Source organism: Pseudomonas sp. 210_17 TE3656 (assembly GCF_054821965.1).
Map to the genome: position 1 here is coordinate 1,295,122 of NZ_JBTRBC010000001.1, position 14,590 is coordinate 1,309,711.

The 14,590-nt window shown below is 59.7% G+C and carries 14 protein-coding genes and 1 tRNA gene; 5 read left to right on the forward strand and 10 right to left on the reverse strand.

The window, feature by feature from the left end:
* Window positions 1–9 precede the first annotated feature (9 nt).
* Both ACVI9W_RS06120 and ACVI9W_RS06125 read right to left on the reverse strand, forming a co-directional pair.
* The gene (locus tag ACVI9W_RS06120; protein ID WP_461529493.1) at window positions 10–1,605 is read right to left on the reverse strand and encodes a glycerol-3-phosphate dehydrogenase/oxidase; all 1,596 of its coding nucleotides are present in this window, start codon (window positions 1,603–1,605) and stop codon (window positions 10–12) included.
* 4 nt (window positions 1,606–1,609) lie between these two features.
* A complete protein-coding gene (locus ACVI9W_RS06125) occupies window positions 1,610–3,205 on the reverse strand; it encodes an FAD-binding oxidoreductase (RefSeq protein ID WP_461529494.1) in 1,596 nt (531 codons plus the stop codon).
* A 211-nt stretch (window positions 3,206–3,416) separates the two neighbouring features.
* On the opposite strand from ACVI9W_RS06125, the gene gliR reads away from it, so the two are divergent.
* Together gliR and ACVI9W_RS06135 are read left to right on the forward strand one after the other, a co-directional pair.
* A complete protein-coding gene (gliR, locus tag ACVI9W_RS06130; protein ID WP_461529495.1) occupies window positions 3,417–4,454 on the forward strand; it encodes an AraC family transcriptional regulator GliR in 1,038 nt (345 codons plus the stop codon).
* A 111-nt stretch (window positions 4,455–4,565) separates the two neighbouring features.
* Window positions 4,566–5,666, forward strand: a complete 1,101-nt coding sequence (locus ACVI9W_RS06135; protein WP_461529496.1) for an acyltransferase family protein — start codon at window positions 4,566–4,568, stop codon at window positions 5,664–5,666.
* A 56-nt stretch (window positions 5,667–5,722) separates the two neighbouring features.
* Here the strand turns inward: ACVI9W_RS06135 and ACVI9W_RS06140 are convergent, their stop codons facing one another.
* Together ACVI9W_RS06140 and ACVI9W_RS06145 are read right to left on the reverse strand one after the other, a co-directional pair.
* Entirely contained in the window at window positions 5,723–7,267 is a 1,545-nt protein-coding gene (locus ACVI9W_RS06140; protein WP_461529497.1) for a methyl-accepting chemotaxis protein, read from the reverse strand.
* A 455-nt stretch (window positions 7,268–7,722) separates the two neighbouring features.
* Window positions 7,723–7,998 carry a lysozyme family protein gene (locus ACVI9W_RS06145; protein WP_461529498.1) on the reverse strand — a complete coding sequence of 92 codons (276 nt, stop codon included), beginning with the start codon at window positions 7,996–7,998 and terminating at the stop codon, window positions 7,723–7,725.
* 93 nt (window positions 7,999–8,091) lie between these two features.
* Here ACVI9W_RS06145 and ACVI9W_RS06150 point away from each other — a divergent pair, with 93 nt between their 5' ends.
* Window positions 8,092–9,213, forward strand: a complete 1,122-nt coding sequence (locus tag ACVI9W_RS06150; protein ID WP_461529499.1) for an acyltransferase family protein — start codon at window positions 8,092–8,094, stop codon at window positions 9,211–9,213.
* Between the two features lie 104 nt (window positions 9,214–9,317).
* Here the strand turns inward: ACVI9W_RS06150 and ACVI9W_RS06155 are convergent, their stop codons facing one another.
* Window positions 9,318–9,485 (reverse strand): hypothetical protein, encoded by a 168-nt coding sequence (locus ACVI9W_RS06155; RefSeq protein ID WP_461529500.1) that lies wholly within the window; start codon window positions 9,483–9,485, stop codon window positions 9,318–9,320.
* On the opposite strand from ACVI9W_RS06155, the gene ACVI9W_RS06160 reads away from it, so the two are divergent.
* The gene (locus ACVI9W_RS06160; protein WP_461531797.1) at window positions 9,466–9,822 is read left to right on the forward strand and encodes an Arm DNA-binding domain-containing protein; all 357 of its coding nucleotides are present in this window, start codon (window positions 9,466–9,468) and stop codon (window positions 9,820–9,822) included. The genes ACVI9W_RS06155 and ACVI9W_RS06160 overlap by 20 nt on opposite strands.
* A 240-nt stretch (window positions 9,823–10,062) precedes the next feature.
* Here the strand turns inward: ACVI9W_RS06160 and ACVI9W_RS06165 are convergent.
* The 5 genes from ACVI9W_RS06165 to dapA form a co-directional block, all read right to left on the reverse strand.
* Window positions 10,063–10,152, reverse strand: a tRNA-Ser gene (locus ACVI9W_RS06165).
* A 93-nt stretch (window positions 10,153–10,245) separates the two neighbouring features.
* Window positions 10,246–10,956 carry a phosphoribosylaminoimidazolesuccinocarboxamide synthase gene (purC, locus tag ACVI9W_RS06170; RefSeq protein ID WP_038613804.1) on the reverse strand — a complete coding sequence of 237 codons (711 nt, stop codon included), beginning with the start codon at window positions 10,954–10,956 and terminating at the stop codon, window positions 10,246–10,248.
* A gap of 29 nt (window positions 10,957–10,985) precedes the next feature.
* Entirely contained in the window at window positions 10,986–11,744 is a 759-nt protein-coding gene (locus ACVI9W_RS06175; protein ID WP_422416997.1) for an MBL fold metallo-hydrolase, read from the reverse strand.
* Window positions 11,745–12,860 carry an outer membrane protein assembly factor BamC gene (gene bamC, locus ACVI9W_RS06180; protein ID WP_038613808.1) on the reverse strand — a complete coding sequence of 372 codons (1,116 nt, stop codon included), beginning with the start codon at window positions 12,858–12,860 and terminating at the stop codon, window positions 11,745–11,747.
* Between the two features lie 17 nt (window positions 12,861–12,877).
* Window positions 12,878–13,765 carry a 4-hydroxy-tetrahydrodipicolinate synthase gene (gene dapA / locus ACVI9W_RS06185; protein ID WP_461529501.1) on the reverse strand — a complete coding sequence of 296 codons (888 nt, stop codon included), beginning with the start codon at window positions 13,763–13,765 and terminating at the stop codon, window positions 12,878–12,880.
* A 260-nt stretch (window positions 13,766–14,025) separates the two neighbouring features.
* Between dapA and ACVI9W_RS06190 the strand changes: the two genes are divergently transcribed.
* Window positions 14,026–14,586 carry a glycine cleavage system transcriptional repressor gene (locus ACVI9W_RS06190; RefSeq protein ID WP_038613813.1) on the forward strand — a complete coding sequence of 187 codons (561 nt, stop codon included), beginning with the start codon at window positions 14,026–14,028 and terminating at the stop codon, window positions 14,584–14,586.
* Window positions 14,587–14,590 lie beyond the last annotated feature (4 nt).

Below are 14,590 nucleotides of genomic sequence, written 5' to 3' on the forward strand. Positions count from 1 at the left end.
AATGGGCATTCAATGCGTGGCGTCCGGCAAACCATGGTGGCGTTGCCACAACGCCCGATAACGCTGTTCTTCCGCCTGCCAGCGCAGATCGTCCCAGCCCAGTCGTGGCTGGCACAACTGGCGGATGGCCGGTAGATGATCCTCCGCTCCGCGCTCCAGCAACAGGCCGATACGGGTGCGGCGCAGCAGCAGGTCGTCGAGGTGCAGGACCAGTTCCGCATCGCAGGCAAACGCCAGCTCCGCCCACAAGGTGTCGCTGGCACCGACGCTGGCGCAACCCAACTGTTGCAGCAATAGCGCCAGACGTGGCAGGTCGCGACCGTGACGCCCGGCCAGGCGACGCCACTGGCTGCTGTTGAGCCCCGAAATCGGCAACGCCGGTACCGCCGCAAACACCGGGGCGCCGTCATCACTGACTTCGCGCCCGAGCATCGGCGCACAGGCCTTGAGCACTTCGAGCGCCTGAGGCCGGAACGTGGTCAGCTTGCCGCCGGCCAGGGTCACACAGCCGGGCTCAAGCCACAGCACATGCTCACGGGTTTCATTGGACGGCTTGCCCTGCTGCTCCCCGCGAGCACTGCCCACTACCGGGCGCACCCCCGACCAGGTCGACAATACATCGCCAGCAACCACGTTAGCCTGAGGAAACTGCTGGGCACAGGCGGCCAGCAGGTAGTCGAGTTCCTCGCTGCTGATGCTCGCGCTGTGGTCCAGATCTTCCTGATGATCAAGGTCCGTGGTGCCCACCACCGTGGTGCCTTCCCACGGGAAGACAAACACCGGCCGGCGATCGCGGGCGTGCAAAAAAGTGATCGCTTGAGCAACGGGTAAACGCCAGCCGGGCAGTACCAGATGACTGCCGCGCAACGGTCGCAATTGCCGGGGCGCGTCGCTCGGGCGCAGACGCTCGGCCCAGGCGCCGGTCGCCACCGCCAGCGCCCGGCAACGCAGCTGCAACAGTTCGCCATCCTCAGTGTTCTCAGCCTGCACGCCGCAGACCCGGTCGTTTTCACGCAGCAATTGCCGGACTCGCACACCATTGAGCGCCAGCGCGCCATCGGCCCGCGCTTCAGCCAGCACACGCATCACCAGGCGTGCATCATCGGTCAGTGCATCGACGAAGCAGGTGCCCCCCAGCAACTGGTCTTCCTTCAAACCCGGCGCCAGGTAGTGCAGCTGTTGCGCGTCATAAAAGCGATGGCTGCGCCGCCCGGCCAGGGCGTCGTACACCGTCAACAGCCCACCCAGCACCCGCGGCCCGGGAAACTCGCCACGGTAGTGCGGCATCATGAAACTTGCAGACTCCACCAGCCCCGGCGCTTCGTCGAGCAGGCGCTGGCGTTCGTGCACCGAATCGCGGGTCAGGCGCCACTGGCCCTTGGCGATGTAGCGCAAGCCGCCATGGACCATCTTCGAAGAACGGCTGGAGGTGCCCCAGGCAAAATCGCGCTGCTCCAGCAGCAGGCAGCGCCAGCCACGGCGGGCCGCTTCGCGCAGGATCCCGGCACCGCTGATGCCGCCGCCGATGACGATCAGGTCCCAGGTTTCATCCGCCAGGGTCGGCAACACCTGCTGTCGCCACGCGGCATTCCAGTCCTGGCTCATGCCATCACTCCTGCAACAGGGTGCCGGGGTTCAGACGCCCGGCCGGGTCAAAATGCCGGCTCAGTGCCTGCAAGGTGTCCAGCGCCCGCGCGCCCTTCTCGCGCAACAGGTAGGGCGCATGATCCTTGCCGACGCCATGCTGGTGACTGACCGTACCATTGTTGTCAACGATGGTCTGGCTGGCCGCATGCTTGAGCGCCTGCCAGCGCGCCAGGGTGGCCGGATACGTCTCCGCCGGGCGGAACACATAGGTGGTGTAGATGCTCGACCCTTCGCCATAGACGTGGGACAGATGGGTAAACACATGCACCCGCTCACCCTCAGCCGCCAGGCCGTCGCGCAGACTGCTTTCGATACGATTGAGCAGGTTGTCGACATTGCTCCAGTCGGTGGCGGTTTCCAGGGTGTCGACCACATAACCGGCGTTCCACAAATTCTCGCGCAGGTAAGGGAAGCGGAAGCGGTTCTGCGCCCACTTGTTGCCCAGCAGCGTGCCGGTGAACACCCCGCCAAACGCTTTCAGGTGTTGCCGGGCCTGCTTCAGCGACAATGCGTTCTGCTGCCGGTTGCCGGTCACGCCGAAGGTCAGCATGCATTTCCCGGCACGCGCACCGCGCAAGGCCAGGTATTTTTCCAGCCAGGCGATCTGCTGCGGATGCCCGGCCAGGGCCAGCTGGGTTTCGGTTTCCACGGCATTCGACAGACGCAGCATCGACAGCGGCACGCGCGCCTGGGCCAACTGGCGGATGGCTTGCAGGGCCAGGTTCCAGTCGGGCAGGAACACCCCGTAGAAACGCTCGTCCGCTGGCAGCGGAGTGATCCGCACCTTGACCTCGGAAATGATCCCGAAGCGCCCTTCACTGCCCAGCACCACTTCGCGCAGATCAGGACCTGCGGCCGAAGCCGGGAAGGTTGCGATTTCCAACGGGCCGGCGAAGGTTTCCAGCGTACCGCCGGCGAACAGCTGCTCGATGCGCCCATAGCGTAGCGACTGCTGGCCGCTGGAACGACTGGCAACCCAGCCGCCCAGGGTCGACAGCTCCCACGACTGCGGGAAATGCCCCAGGGTATAACCGCGGGCACGCAACTGGCTTTCCACTTGCGGCCCGGTAGCGCCGGGACCGAAGGTGGCCAGCAGGCTCTGTTCGTCGAGATCGAGCAGGCGGTTCATGTGCGCCAGCGACACGGTCAGCACCGGCCGCGTGGAAGATGGCGGGTTGATGTGTCCGGCCACCGAGGTACCGCCACCATAAGGAATCAGACACAGGTCTTTATCGTGGGCGAGCGCCAGCAACTGGCGGATCTGCTCGACACTCTGCGGGAACGCCACCCCATCGGGGTAGGTCCCCAGCGTGCCTTCACGCAACGCCAGCCAGTCCGGCAAGCTCTGGCCACGCGCATGCAGCAGACGATCATGAGCCTCCAGGCTGTACAGCGGATGCGCCGCCAGACGCGAGGCCGGAACCCGCGCCAGTGCTGCCTCCAGCGTGGCGTCGGGCAACGCAGCTCCAGCGCCTACCCGGGCAGCGAGAAACCCCGCGCCCTGGGCCGGCAGCTCGACCACCGTGGTTGCATCTCCCCAGCCGTTCCAGCGTCGCATGCGTGTGTCCTTTTATGGTTCTTATCAGGTGGCAGTTCAGGCGCCTATAGTAGCCAGCCACCCGAGCCTGTCACGGTCACATCCGGCCAGCTCGAGTAGCCGATTGAGCCAACCCGCATACGGCTGCCGCCATTTACTTTAGCGGTGGTTTCAAATTACCTTTCAGGGTCTTCATCTGCGCCTGTCTGCTTCGATCAAAAGGAACCCGATCATGCAATCCCTCGGCTACAGCTCGGTTCCCCCGCTGCTCAAGTACGTGCGTCATGCCGAACAACTGGGCATGGCCATTGAACCGGCGCTTGCGGTAGCCGGGTTGCAAGCTCAACAGCTGAGCGACAACAGCCTGCGCGTGCCAGGCGAAGCCCATGAACGCTTGCTCGATTACTTTTGCGAGCATTCCGGCGATCCGCTGTTCGGCCTCAACTCGGCGCGATTCGTGTTGCCCAACTCCTGGAACGTGCTGGGCTACATCACCATGAACTGCGCGACCTTGGGCGATGCCATGAATCGCATCATGCCGTTCGAGAAGCTGGTGGGCGACATGGGCGTCAGCCGCGCCGAAGCGCAGGGCGAGCACGTGCACCTGATCTGGACCTGCCGCCACCAACGCCCACGCATCCGCCGCCACCTGGTGGAAAACGTCCTGGGCTCCTGGCTGCAATATGCGCGCTGGATCGCCGACGCCCAGCTGTCGCCCGTCGCCGTGTGGCTCGAACATCCCCTGCCAGCGGACACCGAACGCGAGCAGTACGAACAGTTCTTCAACTGCCCGGTGCTGTTCGACCAGCCTTACTCGGCGCTCGTTGTTCCGCTGCCGTACCTGCAACTGCCCTTGCGCCAGGCCGATGCGCAGTTGCTGCGCACCCTGGAAGACCACGCCCTGGGCTTGATGGCAACGCTGGAGGACGCCTCGCTTGAACAACGGGTAAAGAACATCCTGCGCCAGTTGCTCAAGGAAGGGTTGCCACGCAAGGAACAGGTGGCCGAACAGTTCGCCGTCTCGGTGCGCACCCTGCAACGCCAACTGCACCAGGCCAACACCTCCTACCAGCAAATCCTCGATGACCTGCGCCAGGAGCTGGCGGAGCACTACCTGCTGCACAGCACCTTGCCGATCCAGGACATCGCCCAGTACCTGGGCTTCACCGAACCGCGTTCGTTCCACCGCACCTTCAAAAGCCGACGCGGGATGCCACCGGGCGAGTTTCGCCAGACTTACCGGGAGTCGACGAACGAATCGAACGCTTGAAGCTGCAACAGGTGTAAACCCGCGTCAGCCCTTGACAGGTTGCCCCAGCTGCTAAGCTTGCGCACAGTGGCCGAAGAGCGACACCCAGTGCGGGCGAATGGAGAAGCGGGTATGAGTGGAATCACCACTGACGACAAACATCGCCTGGCCCTGATTGACGCACTACGGTGTTTCGCAGCCTTCTGGGTGGTGCTCTTTCACTTGTCCGAAGGCAACCACATTCCCACCCTGCTTGCCGCCATTCCGGGCTGGGTGAAAGCGGCAGTCTTCGATGCCGGCCACCTGGGCGTACCGATATTTTTCGTCTTGAGCGGCATCGTCATGGCGACGACCACCGCCCGCGTGCCGATGAACACCGTCAACGCCGCAAATTTTGTCGCCCGCCGTCTGGTGCGCCTCGCCCCGCCCTACTATGCCGCTGTTGCCCTGGGTTTGCTGGTGATCGCCACAAAACACATGCTTGGGCAAAGCGGGGTCAACATTCCCAGTGCCACCGACATTCTCGGACACCTGGCGTTTCTGCAAGGTGTGCTTGGCAGCGAAAACATCATTTCGGTGTTCTGGACGCTGTGTATCGAGGTGCAGTTTTACATCGCTTTCGCCGTGCTGCTCTGGCTAGCCGATCACGCCAACGGCGGCGAAGCGTTCAAAGCCCGGAACATTCCAATCTGGATCAGTGCTGTATTGGCGCTGCTGTGGCCCACCGGGCTGATTCAGTCGATAGGTTGGCAAGGTGGATTCATTGCATTCTGGTTCAGCTTCATGGCCGGGGTGCTGTGTGCTCAAACCCTTTCCGGCACCAAGCAAAGCCGCTATATCGCCATTGGCTACAGCGCATTGGTTCTGTTGATCGGCGTGGCCAGCAACAGCTCATTTACCATTGCTGCCGGGCTGACAGGCCTGGGCTTTTGCTTGCTGGTCAATCGATCCGCCTCGCTTGGCTTTTTGTCCAGCTACCCAGTGCAGAAGATTGGCTTGATTTCCTACAGTCTGTACTTGTTCCATTCACCGGTGACGGGGTCTTTCATGCGGGTGTTCCGGCGCTTCATGCCGAGCGGCATTGCTTCAGACCTGTTGGCGACTGTCCTGATCATTGCGATCTGTATCGCATTCGCAGCCATTGCCTATGTGCTGTTCGAACGCCCTGCCATCGCCTGGAGCCGGCGCATCAAGTTCAAGCGTCCTGATGCCGCGGTGCTCACCCGGACCTGAACCTGATCGGATAGCGGCCCGTCCAGTAACAACCTGCACGGGCCCCTACCCAAGGGTCAAAGCTTGAACTTGCCCACCAGCATTTGCAGATCCGCACCCAGGCGGGCCAATTTAACGCTCGAAGCGGCTGTTTCCTCGCTGGCCGCCGCCGTCTGCTCGGAGACGTCGCGGACGTTGAGCACACTGCGATTGATTTCCTCGGCCACAACACTCTGCTGCTCCGATGCCGTAGCGATCTGCAGATTCATCGACTCGATGGTGGCCACCGAACGGCTGATGTTCATCAGCGAAGCGCCTGCACGGCGCGTCAATTCAACACTGTTGGTGGTCAGTGCGCGACTGCGCTCGAGGATATCGCCTACCTGCTGCGTGCCACGGTGCAAGCCGCCAATCAGTTCCTCGATCTCTTCGGTGGAAGTCTGGGTGCGTTGCGCCAGACTGCGAACTTCATCGGCGACCACTGCAAAACCACGACCGGCCTCACCGGCTCGTGCTGCTTCGATGGCCGCGTTCAAGGCGAGCAGGTTGGTCTGTTGGGCGACCGACTTGATCACGTCCAGTACCGTACCGATCTTGTCGCTTTCACGCTTGAGCCCGGCCATGGCCTGCGTCGAATGTCCCACCTCGACGTCCAGATGGGTAATCTGCTCGATGGCCTGATTGACGACGGTGTCACTTTCTCGTGCTTCAAGACCGGCATTGACTGCCGCATTCGATGCCTGCTCGGCATTGCGTGCCACATCCTGCACGGTCGAGGTCATCTCGTTCATTGCCGTCGCCACCTGATCAGTCTCGACCTTCTGACTGCTGACCCCCGCACTGGTTTGCTCGGTCACCGCCGACAACTCTTCGGCTGCACTTGCAAGCTGCACCACGCCGTCGCGCAAACCGCCAATCAGGTCGCGCAGGTTCAGGGTCATGCGCTGCATGCTGGCTTGCAGTTCGCCCAGCTCGTCACGCCGCGACACCTGGATATCCTGGCTCAGGTTGCCATTGGCTACCCGCTCGGCGCTCTGCAGGGCTTCTTTCAACGGCAGCACAATCAAACGGGTGATCAACCAGGCAGCCAGAACGCCGAACATCAGGGCCAGTCCCGCTGCGAAGATCAACCGCTGGATCGACGACTGCACTTCATTGTCACGCTTGGTCGACTGGCTGTCCGACAGCCGCCCGGATGCCTCGAGCAGGCTCTTGAGATCTGCCTCCAGAACCTCCAAAGCCTGACTGGCCTGGGTAGCGTTACGCCCCTCGATGGCACGGGCATAATCCTGGAAGTGTGCACGGTAGCGTTCGACCGCGCTGCCTGCCTGGCCTATCCAGCGCAGATCGTCCGGGTCGGTGAACTGTTTGGCGAGCCCCTCGATACGAAGATTGAGCTCATCCATTGCCTTGACCATCAGCGCCGCCTGCGCATCCTCGGGGGACACGGTGTAGTTCAGGCGCGCAATGCGCACATCACGCGCCTCTTCGTTGATTCTGGCGATACTGCTGAGTTTGGCACTGCGCTCGCCCAAACCGCTCAGACCTCCCCAGCCGATTCCCGCAATCCCAATGGTCAGCAGCAAAACCAGCGCGAAGCCCAGGGTCAGTTTCGACCTCACACTAATATCAGCCAACACCTTCACAATTGTGCCGAACATCCGCATAGCCCTTTAATTGATCGTTCTTGAAATAGCCATTACCGGGCGACATCCACTGGGGCCCGGTTGCACAAGGTAGGGAGTGCCGTCGCGCCCAAGGGCGGCGACGACGGAAGAGACTTGAAGCGCGTAACGCAAATAATGGCACCGAGCCATCAATCGCACGAAATATACATCTGCGGGTAGTCATCTACAACAGATTTCGCGGCAATCTGTAAACATTACCACCTCATCATTGTGAACAATCACCGCAAGCAAAAAATACAATCCGAATGACCCAAGCAACTCTGGCTCGCTTACGTGATCGCCTTGCTACTTCTGATCTCCGGCTGCCAGTCCTACTCGCCGCCCCAGCCCGGGGTAGTGGCTGCGGGATGTCAGCCACTATTGCCAGCGGCGGTGTGGTTCATGGAGCCCTATGAGCCGACCTTGACCCAACGCTTGCTCAACGCCAACTGCTGGTACCGGCCAGCAGCGCTCGATTTCAGGCCGTTGGTGTTCACCGTGACCAGCACGCCTGGGTGATCGGTATAGCTCTTGAAGGTGTTCGGGTTGTTGATACCGCACACGACAACGCCGTAACCTTCGTCGCGGCTGTGCTTGCTGGTGGATGTACCCTCTGACCTGGCAAGCATGTCGAGGAAGGCGAGTGCATTCTTGCTGCCCGCCAGTGAATCAGAATTACGAGCCATGGCTTTCTCCAGACAAAATAAACTCACTCAGTGGCGGGTTTTGGATAGAATATTGCGGAATAGCAGTCCCTTCTTTTTTGGCGCAATCACCCCATGACTTTCAAGAAGCCGTCATTAACTAGCTCAATCGCAAACTCTGAGCGCGCCATGCACTTAGATGGAATTAGAGGTGTTGCGGCACTTACTGTGGCTATTTTCCACTTCGCCCGATCATTCGACAACTCATTACTAAGCTCCGAGCAAACTATAAATCACACATTCATCAGCACATTATGGAATGGTCATTTCGCGGTAGCTCTATTTTTTGTTTTGAGCGGATTTCTTTTCTTTGAAAAATTTTACTGCAAGACCATTGACCTAGCCATCACAGCTGCTGCAAAGCGATATTTAAGACTCTGCATACCAATTCTTGCAATATGCCTAATAGCATACGCCATCCACAGGTTTGATTTATACCCAAACAAGCAAGCCAGCATTGCGAGCGGTTCAGACTGGCTTGGCCGATGGTATGCGTTCTCGCCAGACATACGCTTAGCAATAACAGAGTCTTTCTGGAGCGACTTCGTATCATTTGACGCAACACGAACCTACAACTCGAACCTCTGGACTATTTCTTACGAGCTATTCGCGGTATTTTTAATAATCGCATTCGGCATTATTTGCAGACACGTCAATTTTTTAACGCAGATATTAATACTAACTACTGCAGCAATACTTAGTTTTGGCTCGCACTATTTGGAGTTCATACTTGGAGCGTTTTTGGCCCTGGCTTGCATAAAGCGCAAGATTAGCATACCCCTGCCTGCTGCCATTGTGCTGACCATCGCTGGGTTGTCTCTTGCGCCAATGGCATTGCCCAATCAGGTAATTACTCTTGCGGCGGATCTTCTTTACCCCGTAGCCGCCGCTTTATTCATTGGCTCGATAAACTCAAACTCGACTCTCAGGAGCTTCTTTTCAAATAGATGCTTCGTAAAACTTGGCGAAATATCATTTGGACTATACTTAACGCACTTTATCGTCCTAAATAGTGCTGCATCGGCCTTCTTTATATTTACAGGCTCTATTACCGCGACATTCGCTTTGTATTTGGCTGTTACCGCCGCAGCATCATTTGCTTTCACGTACGCAATAGATAAACCATGGATGAAATATCTGAACAAAAATTTCACCTCCAGAAAATATATCGACTCGATTTCGAAGCAAGCTAAATAGATATTGGCTCTGACCAATCGATAGCCAGAGGATATCTATCTCGCTGGTCCATTTTGTTGAGCTTCAGCTTGTAAGCCTCATATCGTTTGAAGAGCGACGCGTCTTTACTCGCTGAGCGGCCCAATAACTAAAGCGTCCACCATACCGTTGGTTGCGAGATTCGTCTCTGCCAGAAAAATATCTCTCTTTTGAACGGCAGCGAACTTCAATTCGCTGCCCGTTAACTCCTGCGTTACCGGTACAGAAAAGACCATTCCGCCCTCATCGAGCACTGCAACCCACCCTCCTGAAGGCTGGGGACTACCTTCAGGCGTCGACATCAACGGTAATCAACTGCGGGCTGCCTTGATGTATGAAGGTCAACCGCGCCGAGAGCCCTTACGCAAGTCGCCAAGATCAACAAGGCGGCAATCGCATATGCGGATAACAAGACTTGCCGAGATCCGGGAGGGCCGCTTTGACTATGCGGCCCACTTTCCCGAATCAAGCTGGCTCAAGGCTCGTATTGAGGAACAATCCCAACCTGAGAAACGCACAGTTGCAGAAGGAGTAAATCGGTGGCTCCGCTCAACGCTGGGTGGTCATTGTGTGAAATACCTAATTAGGTAGCCTAACCGTCCTCCAATCGAGCAGGTCTTGCCGGCAGCTGCAGATGTATGCAACTGCCGACCTCAACCAAAGTGCTCAGGCGGCTTGATCTGACCCTACCCCCCAACGACAAGGAATGGCCCGCCCTGACGCGGCCTAATAGGCCGAGAATCTGCCCTGAATTTTCCCTAAGCCAGTACCCCGAAACGACGAAGCCCCCGAAAACTTCAACGTTTTCGGGGGCTTCGGCTACTTCTATAATGGCGGAGAGATAGGGATTTGAACCCTAGGTACTGTCGCCAGTACAACGGATTTCGAATCCGTCCCGTTCGGCCACTCCGGCATCTCTCCAGTGGCGCGCATGATACCAGCAGTTTGCCTAAAGGCAAAGCCTGTTTGCGAAAAAAATTCGCGTGGTATCAGGCGCTTGCGTGAACTTGCCGCTTACAGCGGCACGCCCAGGCGTTTGGCAACTTCTTCGTAGGCTTCGATAACGTCGCCCAGACCCTGACGGAAGCGGTCCTTGTCCATTTTCTTGCGGGTTTCTTTGTCCCACAGGCGGCAGCCATCCGGGCTGAACTCGTCACCCAGGACGATCTCGCCGTGGAATACACCGAACTCCAGCTTGAAGTCGACCAGCAGCAGGCCTGCGTCGTCGAACAGCTTGTTCAGCACTTCGTTGACCTTGAGCGACAGGGCTTTCATCTTTACCAGTTGCTCGGCGGTGCCCCAGCCGAAGGCGACAACGTGGGATTCGTTGATGAACGGATCGCCCTTCTCGTCGTTCTTGAGGAACAGTTCGAAGGTCGAAGGCTCAAGCTTGATGCCCTCTTCCACGCCCAGGCGTTTGACCAGGCTGCCGGCGGCGTAGTTACGCACGACGCATTCAACCGGGATCATGTCGAGCTTCTTGACCAGGCACTCGTTGTCGCCCAGCAGTTTGTCGAACTGGGTAGGGATGCCGGCTTCTTCAAGCTTCTGCATGATGAAGGCGTTGAACTTGTTGTTCACCATGCCCTTGCGGTCGAGCTGTTCGATACGCTTGCCGTCGAACGCCGAGGTGTCGTTGCGAAACAGCAGGATCAAGCGGTCAGCGTCGTCGGTTTTGTAAACCGACTTGGCTTTGCCGCGGTAGAGTTCTTCACGTTTTTCCATGATGGGCTCCGCTTGCTAAATAAGATGGGCTAGGCGATTTCGCGCCAGTCGAGCCCGCAATCCTGGTTGGCCACTTGCAGCCAGTCCGGGTCGCACCCGAGGGTGTCGACGAAACATTGCCGGGCCAGCTGTGGCTGGTTGTTCTTGCTACTGAGATGGGCCAGCACCAGATGCTGCAGGTTCTGCCAGTCCAGCTCCGACACCAGGCGCGCGGCCTGGTGGTTGTTCAAATGTCCGTAGTCGCCACCCACCCGCTGTTTGAGAAACATCGGGTAAGGCCCGCGTCCGAGCAGGTCGCGACAGTGGTTGGCCTCGATCAACAAGGCATCCAGGCCCTGATAACTTTCCAGCAGGGCGGCGTCGTAGGAGCCCAGGTCGGTCAGCACGCCGAAACGCCGGTTACCGTCGTCAAACACATACTGCAACGGTTCCAGCGCGTCGTGGGTCACGCCCACGGCGCGGATGTTCAAGGCGCCGATCTGCAGTGTCTCGTTTGCCGCCAGGAATCCCGCCGCTTCGACCGGTTTGCGCATGCCGCGCAAGGTGCCGCGGCTGAGGTAGACCGGTACATTGTAGCGCCGCGCCAGCAAACCGACCCCATGCACGTGGTCGGCATGTTCGTGGGTAACAAGCACAGCACTCAATTGCTGGGCAGAAACGCCGAGCAGCGCCAGGCGCCGCTCGGTTTCACGCAGGGAGAAGCCGCAATCGACCAGGACAAGGGTGTTGTCACTGGCGATCAGCGTGCCATTTCCCTGGCTTCCACTTCCAAGTACGGCGAAGCGCACTTAACCCAGGTTGTCCTGAATCACGCTCAGCACGCGGCGGGCGACGTCAGCCGGGGCCACGGTGTTGATGTTCTTCTCAACGGTGACCTGGACGCTGTCGCCAACCTTGCTCAGGCGCACCTGGTAACGCTCGGCACGGGCTTCACGCTCTTCCTTGCTCGGCGCGCTGCCGAACAGCTTGCCGAAGAAGCCCGGCTCCTGGTCCTTGGCCTCGGCCTTTTCTGCCAGGTTGATGTAGTACAGGCCCAGGCTGCGGTTGATGTCTTCAACCCGCCATTCGCCCTGCTCCAGGGCACGGCCAACGCTGGACCAGGCGCGATCGAGGTCGGCACCCAGGTTCAGTACCGGGTTGCCGCTACCGTCTTCGCTGAGGCTGACACGGCTTGGCGCATCGAAATCACGTGCGGCGAGCAACGACACCGAGCCGCCCTTCTCGGCGCTGCGGGTCATGCTGGCGAGCATTTCGTCGACCAGCATGGCATCGACCCCGGTGTTTTCCGAACGGGCCGGGAAACCAGGTTCGGCAGTGCTGCCAGCCGGACGCTCGACGCTGACGATGTACACTTCACTGGTGTTGCGCTGCACGCCCGGCTCAATGCGGATACGCGCACGCACTTCGTTGTCGCGGCTGCTCGAAGCACTGGCCAGACGGCTGGCCATGGCGCCGGAGAGCTCGTCAAAACGCTGCCAGGTGGTGTTGAACTCACCGGTCTGCGGGCGCTCTTCGGCGATACGGAAGCCGTTGTCTTCAAAGAACTGCCGGGCCACCGGCCAGACTTCGGCCGGGGCGCGCTGGGCCAGGACCCAACGGGAACTGCCGCTCTTCTGCAGGCTGAAGTCGCTGATGTCGGCAGCCGCGCTCAATGGTTGTGGACGCGGCACTTCGAACTCGCCCTTGACGTTGTCGTCGGCGACGTTACGCGGGATCGGCAGCAGCGGATCAAGCCGCTTGGCGCTGCTGATGTCCGGTGGCATCTGCATCGGCGCCTTCTGCGTGGCCTCCAGATAATCGCTGCCACGGTCACGGAAGTAACCCTCTTCGCCCCAGAGCCAGCCACAACCACTGGTGCTGGAGATGATCAAGGCAAGGGCGGAAAGACCAGCCAATCGCTTCATGCGGTGTACGTCCTCAATTAAAACTGCAGGCCGCACTGGCGCATCGCCCGGCGTACCGTATCGTGACAGGATTCGCTCAGCCAGGTCAGTGGCAGGCGGATGCCTTTGTGCATCAGGCCCATTTCGACCAAAGCCCACTTCACCGGAATCGGGTTGGCTTCGATGAACAGGTCCTTGTGCAGGGGCATGAGTTTTTCGTTGATCGCGCGAGCCTTCTCGGCATTGCCCGCAAGGGCGGCTTCGCACAGATCAGCCATTTCGCGCGGGGCGACGTTGGCGGTAACCGAGATGTTGCCTTTGCCGCCCAGCAGGATCAGCTCGACCGCGGTCGGATCATCGCCGGACAGCACGATGAAGTCCTTGCTCACGCCGTCAAGGATGGCCTTGGCGCGTTTCAGGTCGCCGGTGGCTTCCTTGATACCGATGATGTTCGGCACGGTCGACAGACGGATCACGGTCTCGGCCTGCATGTCGCAGGAGGTGCGGCCAGGAACGTTGTAGAGAATCTGCGGGATGTCGACGGATTCGGCAATGTGCTTGAAGTGCTGGTACAGGCCTTCCTGGGTCGGCTTGTTGTAGTACGGGACTACCAGCAGGCAGGCGTCGGCGCCAGCGTTCTTGGCGTTGCGGGTCAGGTGCACGGCTTCAGCGGTGGAGTTCGCGCCGGTGCCGGCGATCACCGGAATAGGGTGCTTGCTGTGCTTGACGCGCTCGACCACGTGCTTGATAACCAGAATGTGCTCTTCGACATCCAGGGTCGCGGACTCACCGGTGGTGCCGACTGCAACGATCGCATGGGTGCCGTTTTCCAGGTGGAAGTCTACAAGTTTGTCGAGGCTGTCCCAATCAAGACGCCCTTGTGCATCCATGGGTGTGACCAATGCCACCATACTGCCCGCAATCATGAAACTGCTCCTGCCGGAAAAAGAGAGCGGTAATGGTACTGGCGCCATCGGCCTTGCACAAGCGAAGCAGGCGGCTGGAGCATTCCCCTCGGCGGCCATTTTCGCTACCCTTCTCTCTTTGATCGGTACACAGCGGCCCGCCGGGCTGCCGACAACCTGCGCAGGCAGTGCCCAAAGCCTCGATCCTGAGCCCCGGGACCACGCCTTCCCGCCATTCTGACCTGTCGGGTACCGACCGCTCATCGCTTTAGGAATGCTGCATGTCCACCCCCACCGTTCGCGAACAATTCCTTGTCATCAGTGCTCTGGGCGCCAATCCCATGGAACTGACCAACATCCTGTGCCGGGCCAGCAACGACAATCGCTGCTCGGTCGTGACCTCACGCCTGACCCGCCACGGCGAGTGCAGTGCACTGGTCCTGCAGGTTGCCGGCAGTTGGGACGCGCTGGCGCGTTTCGAGGCAGCCCTGCCGGGCCTGGCCAAGAAGCACACCTTCACCGTGAATGTGGTGCGTAGCGCCGAGCTTGAAGTGCGCCCGCTGGCCCTGCCATATGTCGCCTATGTCAGCGCCGCCTATCGCCCGGACATCATCAACGAGCTGTGCCAGTTTTTCATCGACCACCATGTCGAGCTGGAAAACCTCACCTGCGACACCTACCAGGCGCCTCAGACCGGCGGCACCATGCTCAACGCCACGTTCACCGTGACGCTGCCGGCCGGCACCCAGATCAGCTGGTTGCGTGACCAGTTCCTGGACTTCTCCGATGCCCTGAACCTGGATGCGCTGATCGAACCCTGGCGCCCACAGAACCCACTGTAAGGAA

Coding starts and splice junctions, on each gene's coding strand:
- dapA (WP_461529501.1), bottom strand. CDS start 13,765: ATGATTGCGGGCAGTATGGTGGCATTGGTCACACCCATGGATGCACAA.
- bamC (WP_038613808.1), bottom strand. CDS start 12,860: ATGAAGCGATTGGCTGGTCTTTCCGCCCTTGCCTTGATCATCTCCAGC.
- purC (WP_038613804.1), bottom strand. CDS start 10,956: ATGGAAAAACGTGAAGAACTCTACCGCGGCAAAGCCAAGTCGGTTTAC.
- ACVI9W_RS06145 (WP_461529498.1), bottom strand. CDS start 7,998: ATGGCTCGTAATTCTGATTCACTGGCGGGCAGCAAGAATGCACTCGCC.
- ACVI9W_RS06125 (WP_461529494.1), bottom strand. CDS start 3,205: ATGCGACGCTGGAACGGCTGGGGAGATGCAACCACGGTGGTCGAGCTG.
- gliR (WP_461529495.1), top strand. CDS start 3,417: ATGCAATCCCTCGGCTACAGCTCGGTTCCCCCGCTGCTCAAGTACGTG.
- ACVI9W_RS06135 (WP_461529496.1), top strand. CDS start 4,566: ATGAGTGGAATCACCACTGACGACAAACATCGCCTGGCCCTGATTGAC.
- ACVI9W_RS06150 (WP_461529499.1), top strand. CDS start 8,092: ATGACTTTCAAGAAGCCGTCATTAACTAGCTCAATCGCAAACTCTGAG.
- ACVI9W_RS06120 (WP_461529493.1), bottom strand. CDS start 1,605: ATGAGCCAGGACTGGAATGCCGCGTGGCGACAGCAGGTGTTGCCGACC.
- ACVI9W_RS06190 (WP_038613813.1), top strand. CDS start 14,026: ATGTCCACCCCCACCGTTCGCGAACAATTCCTTGTCATCAGTGCTCTG.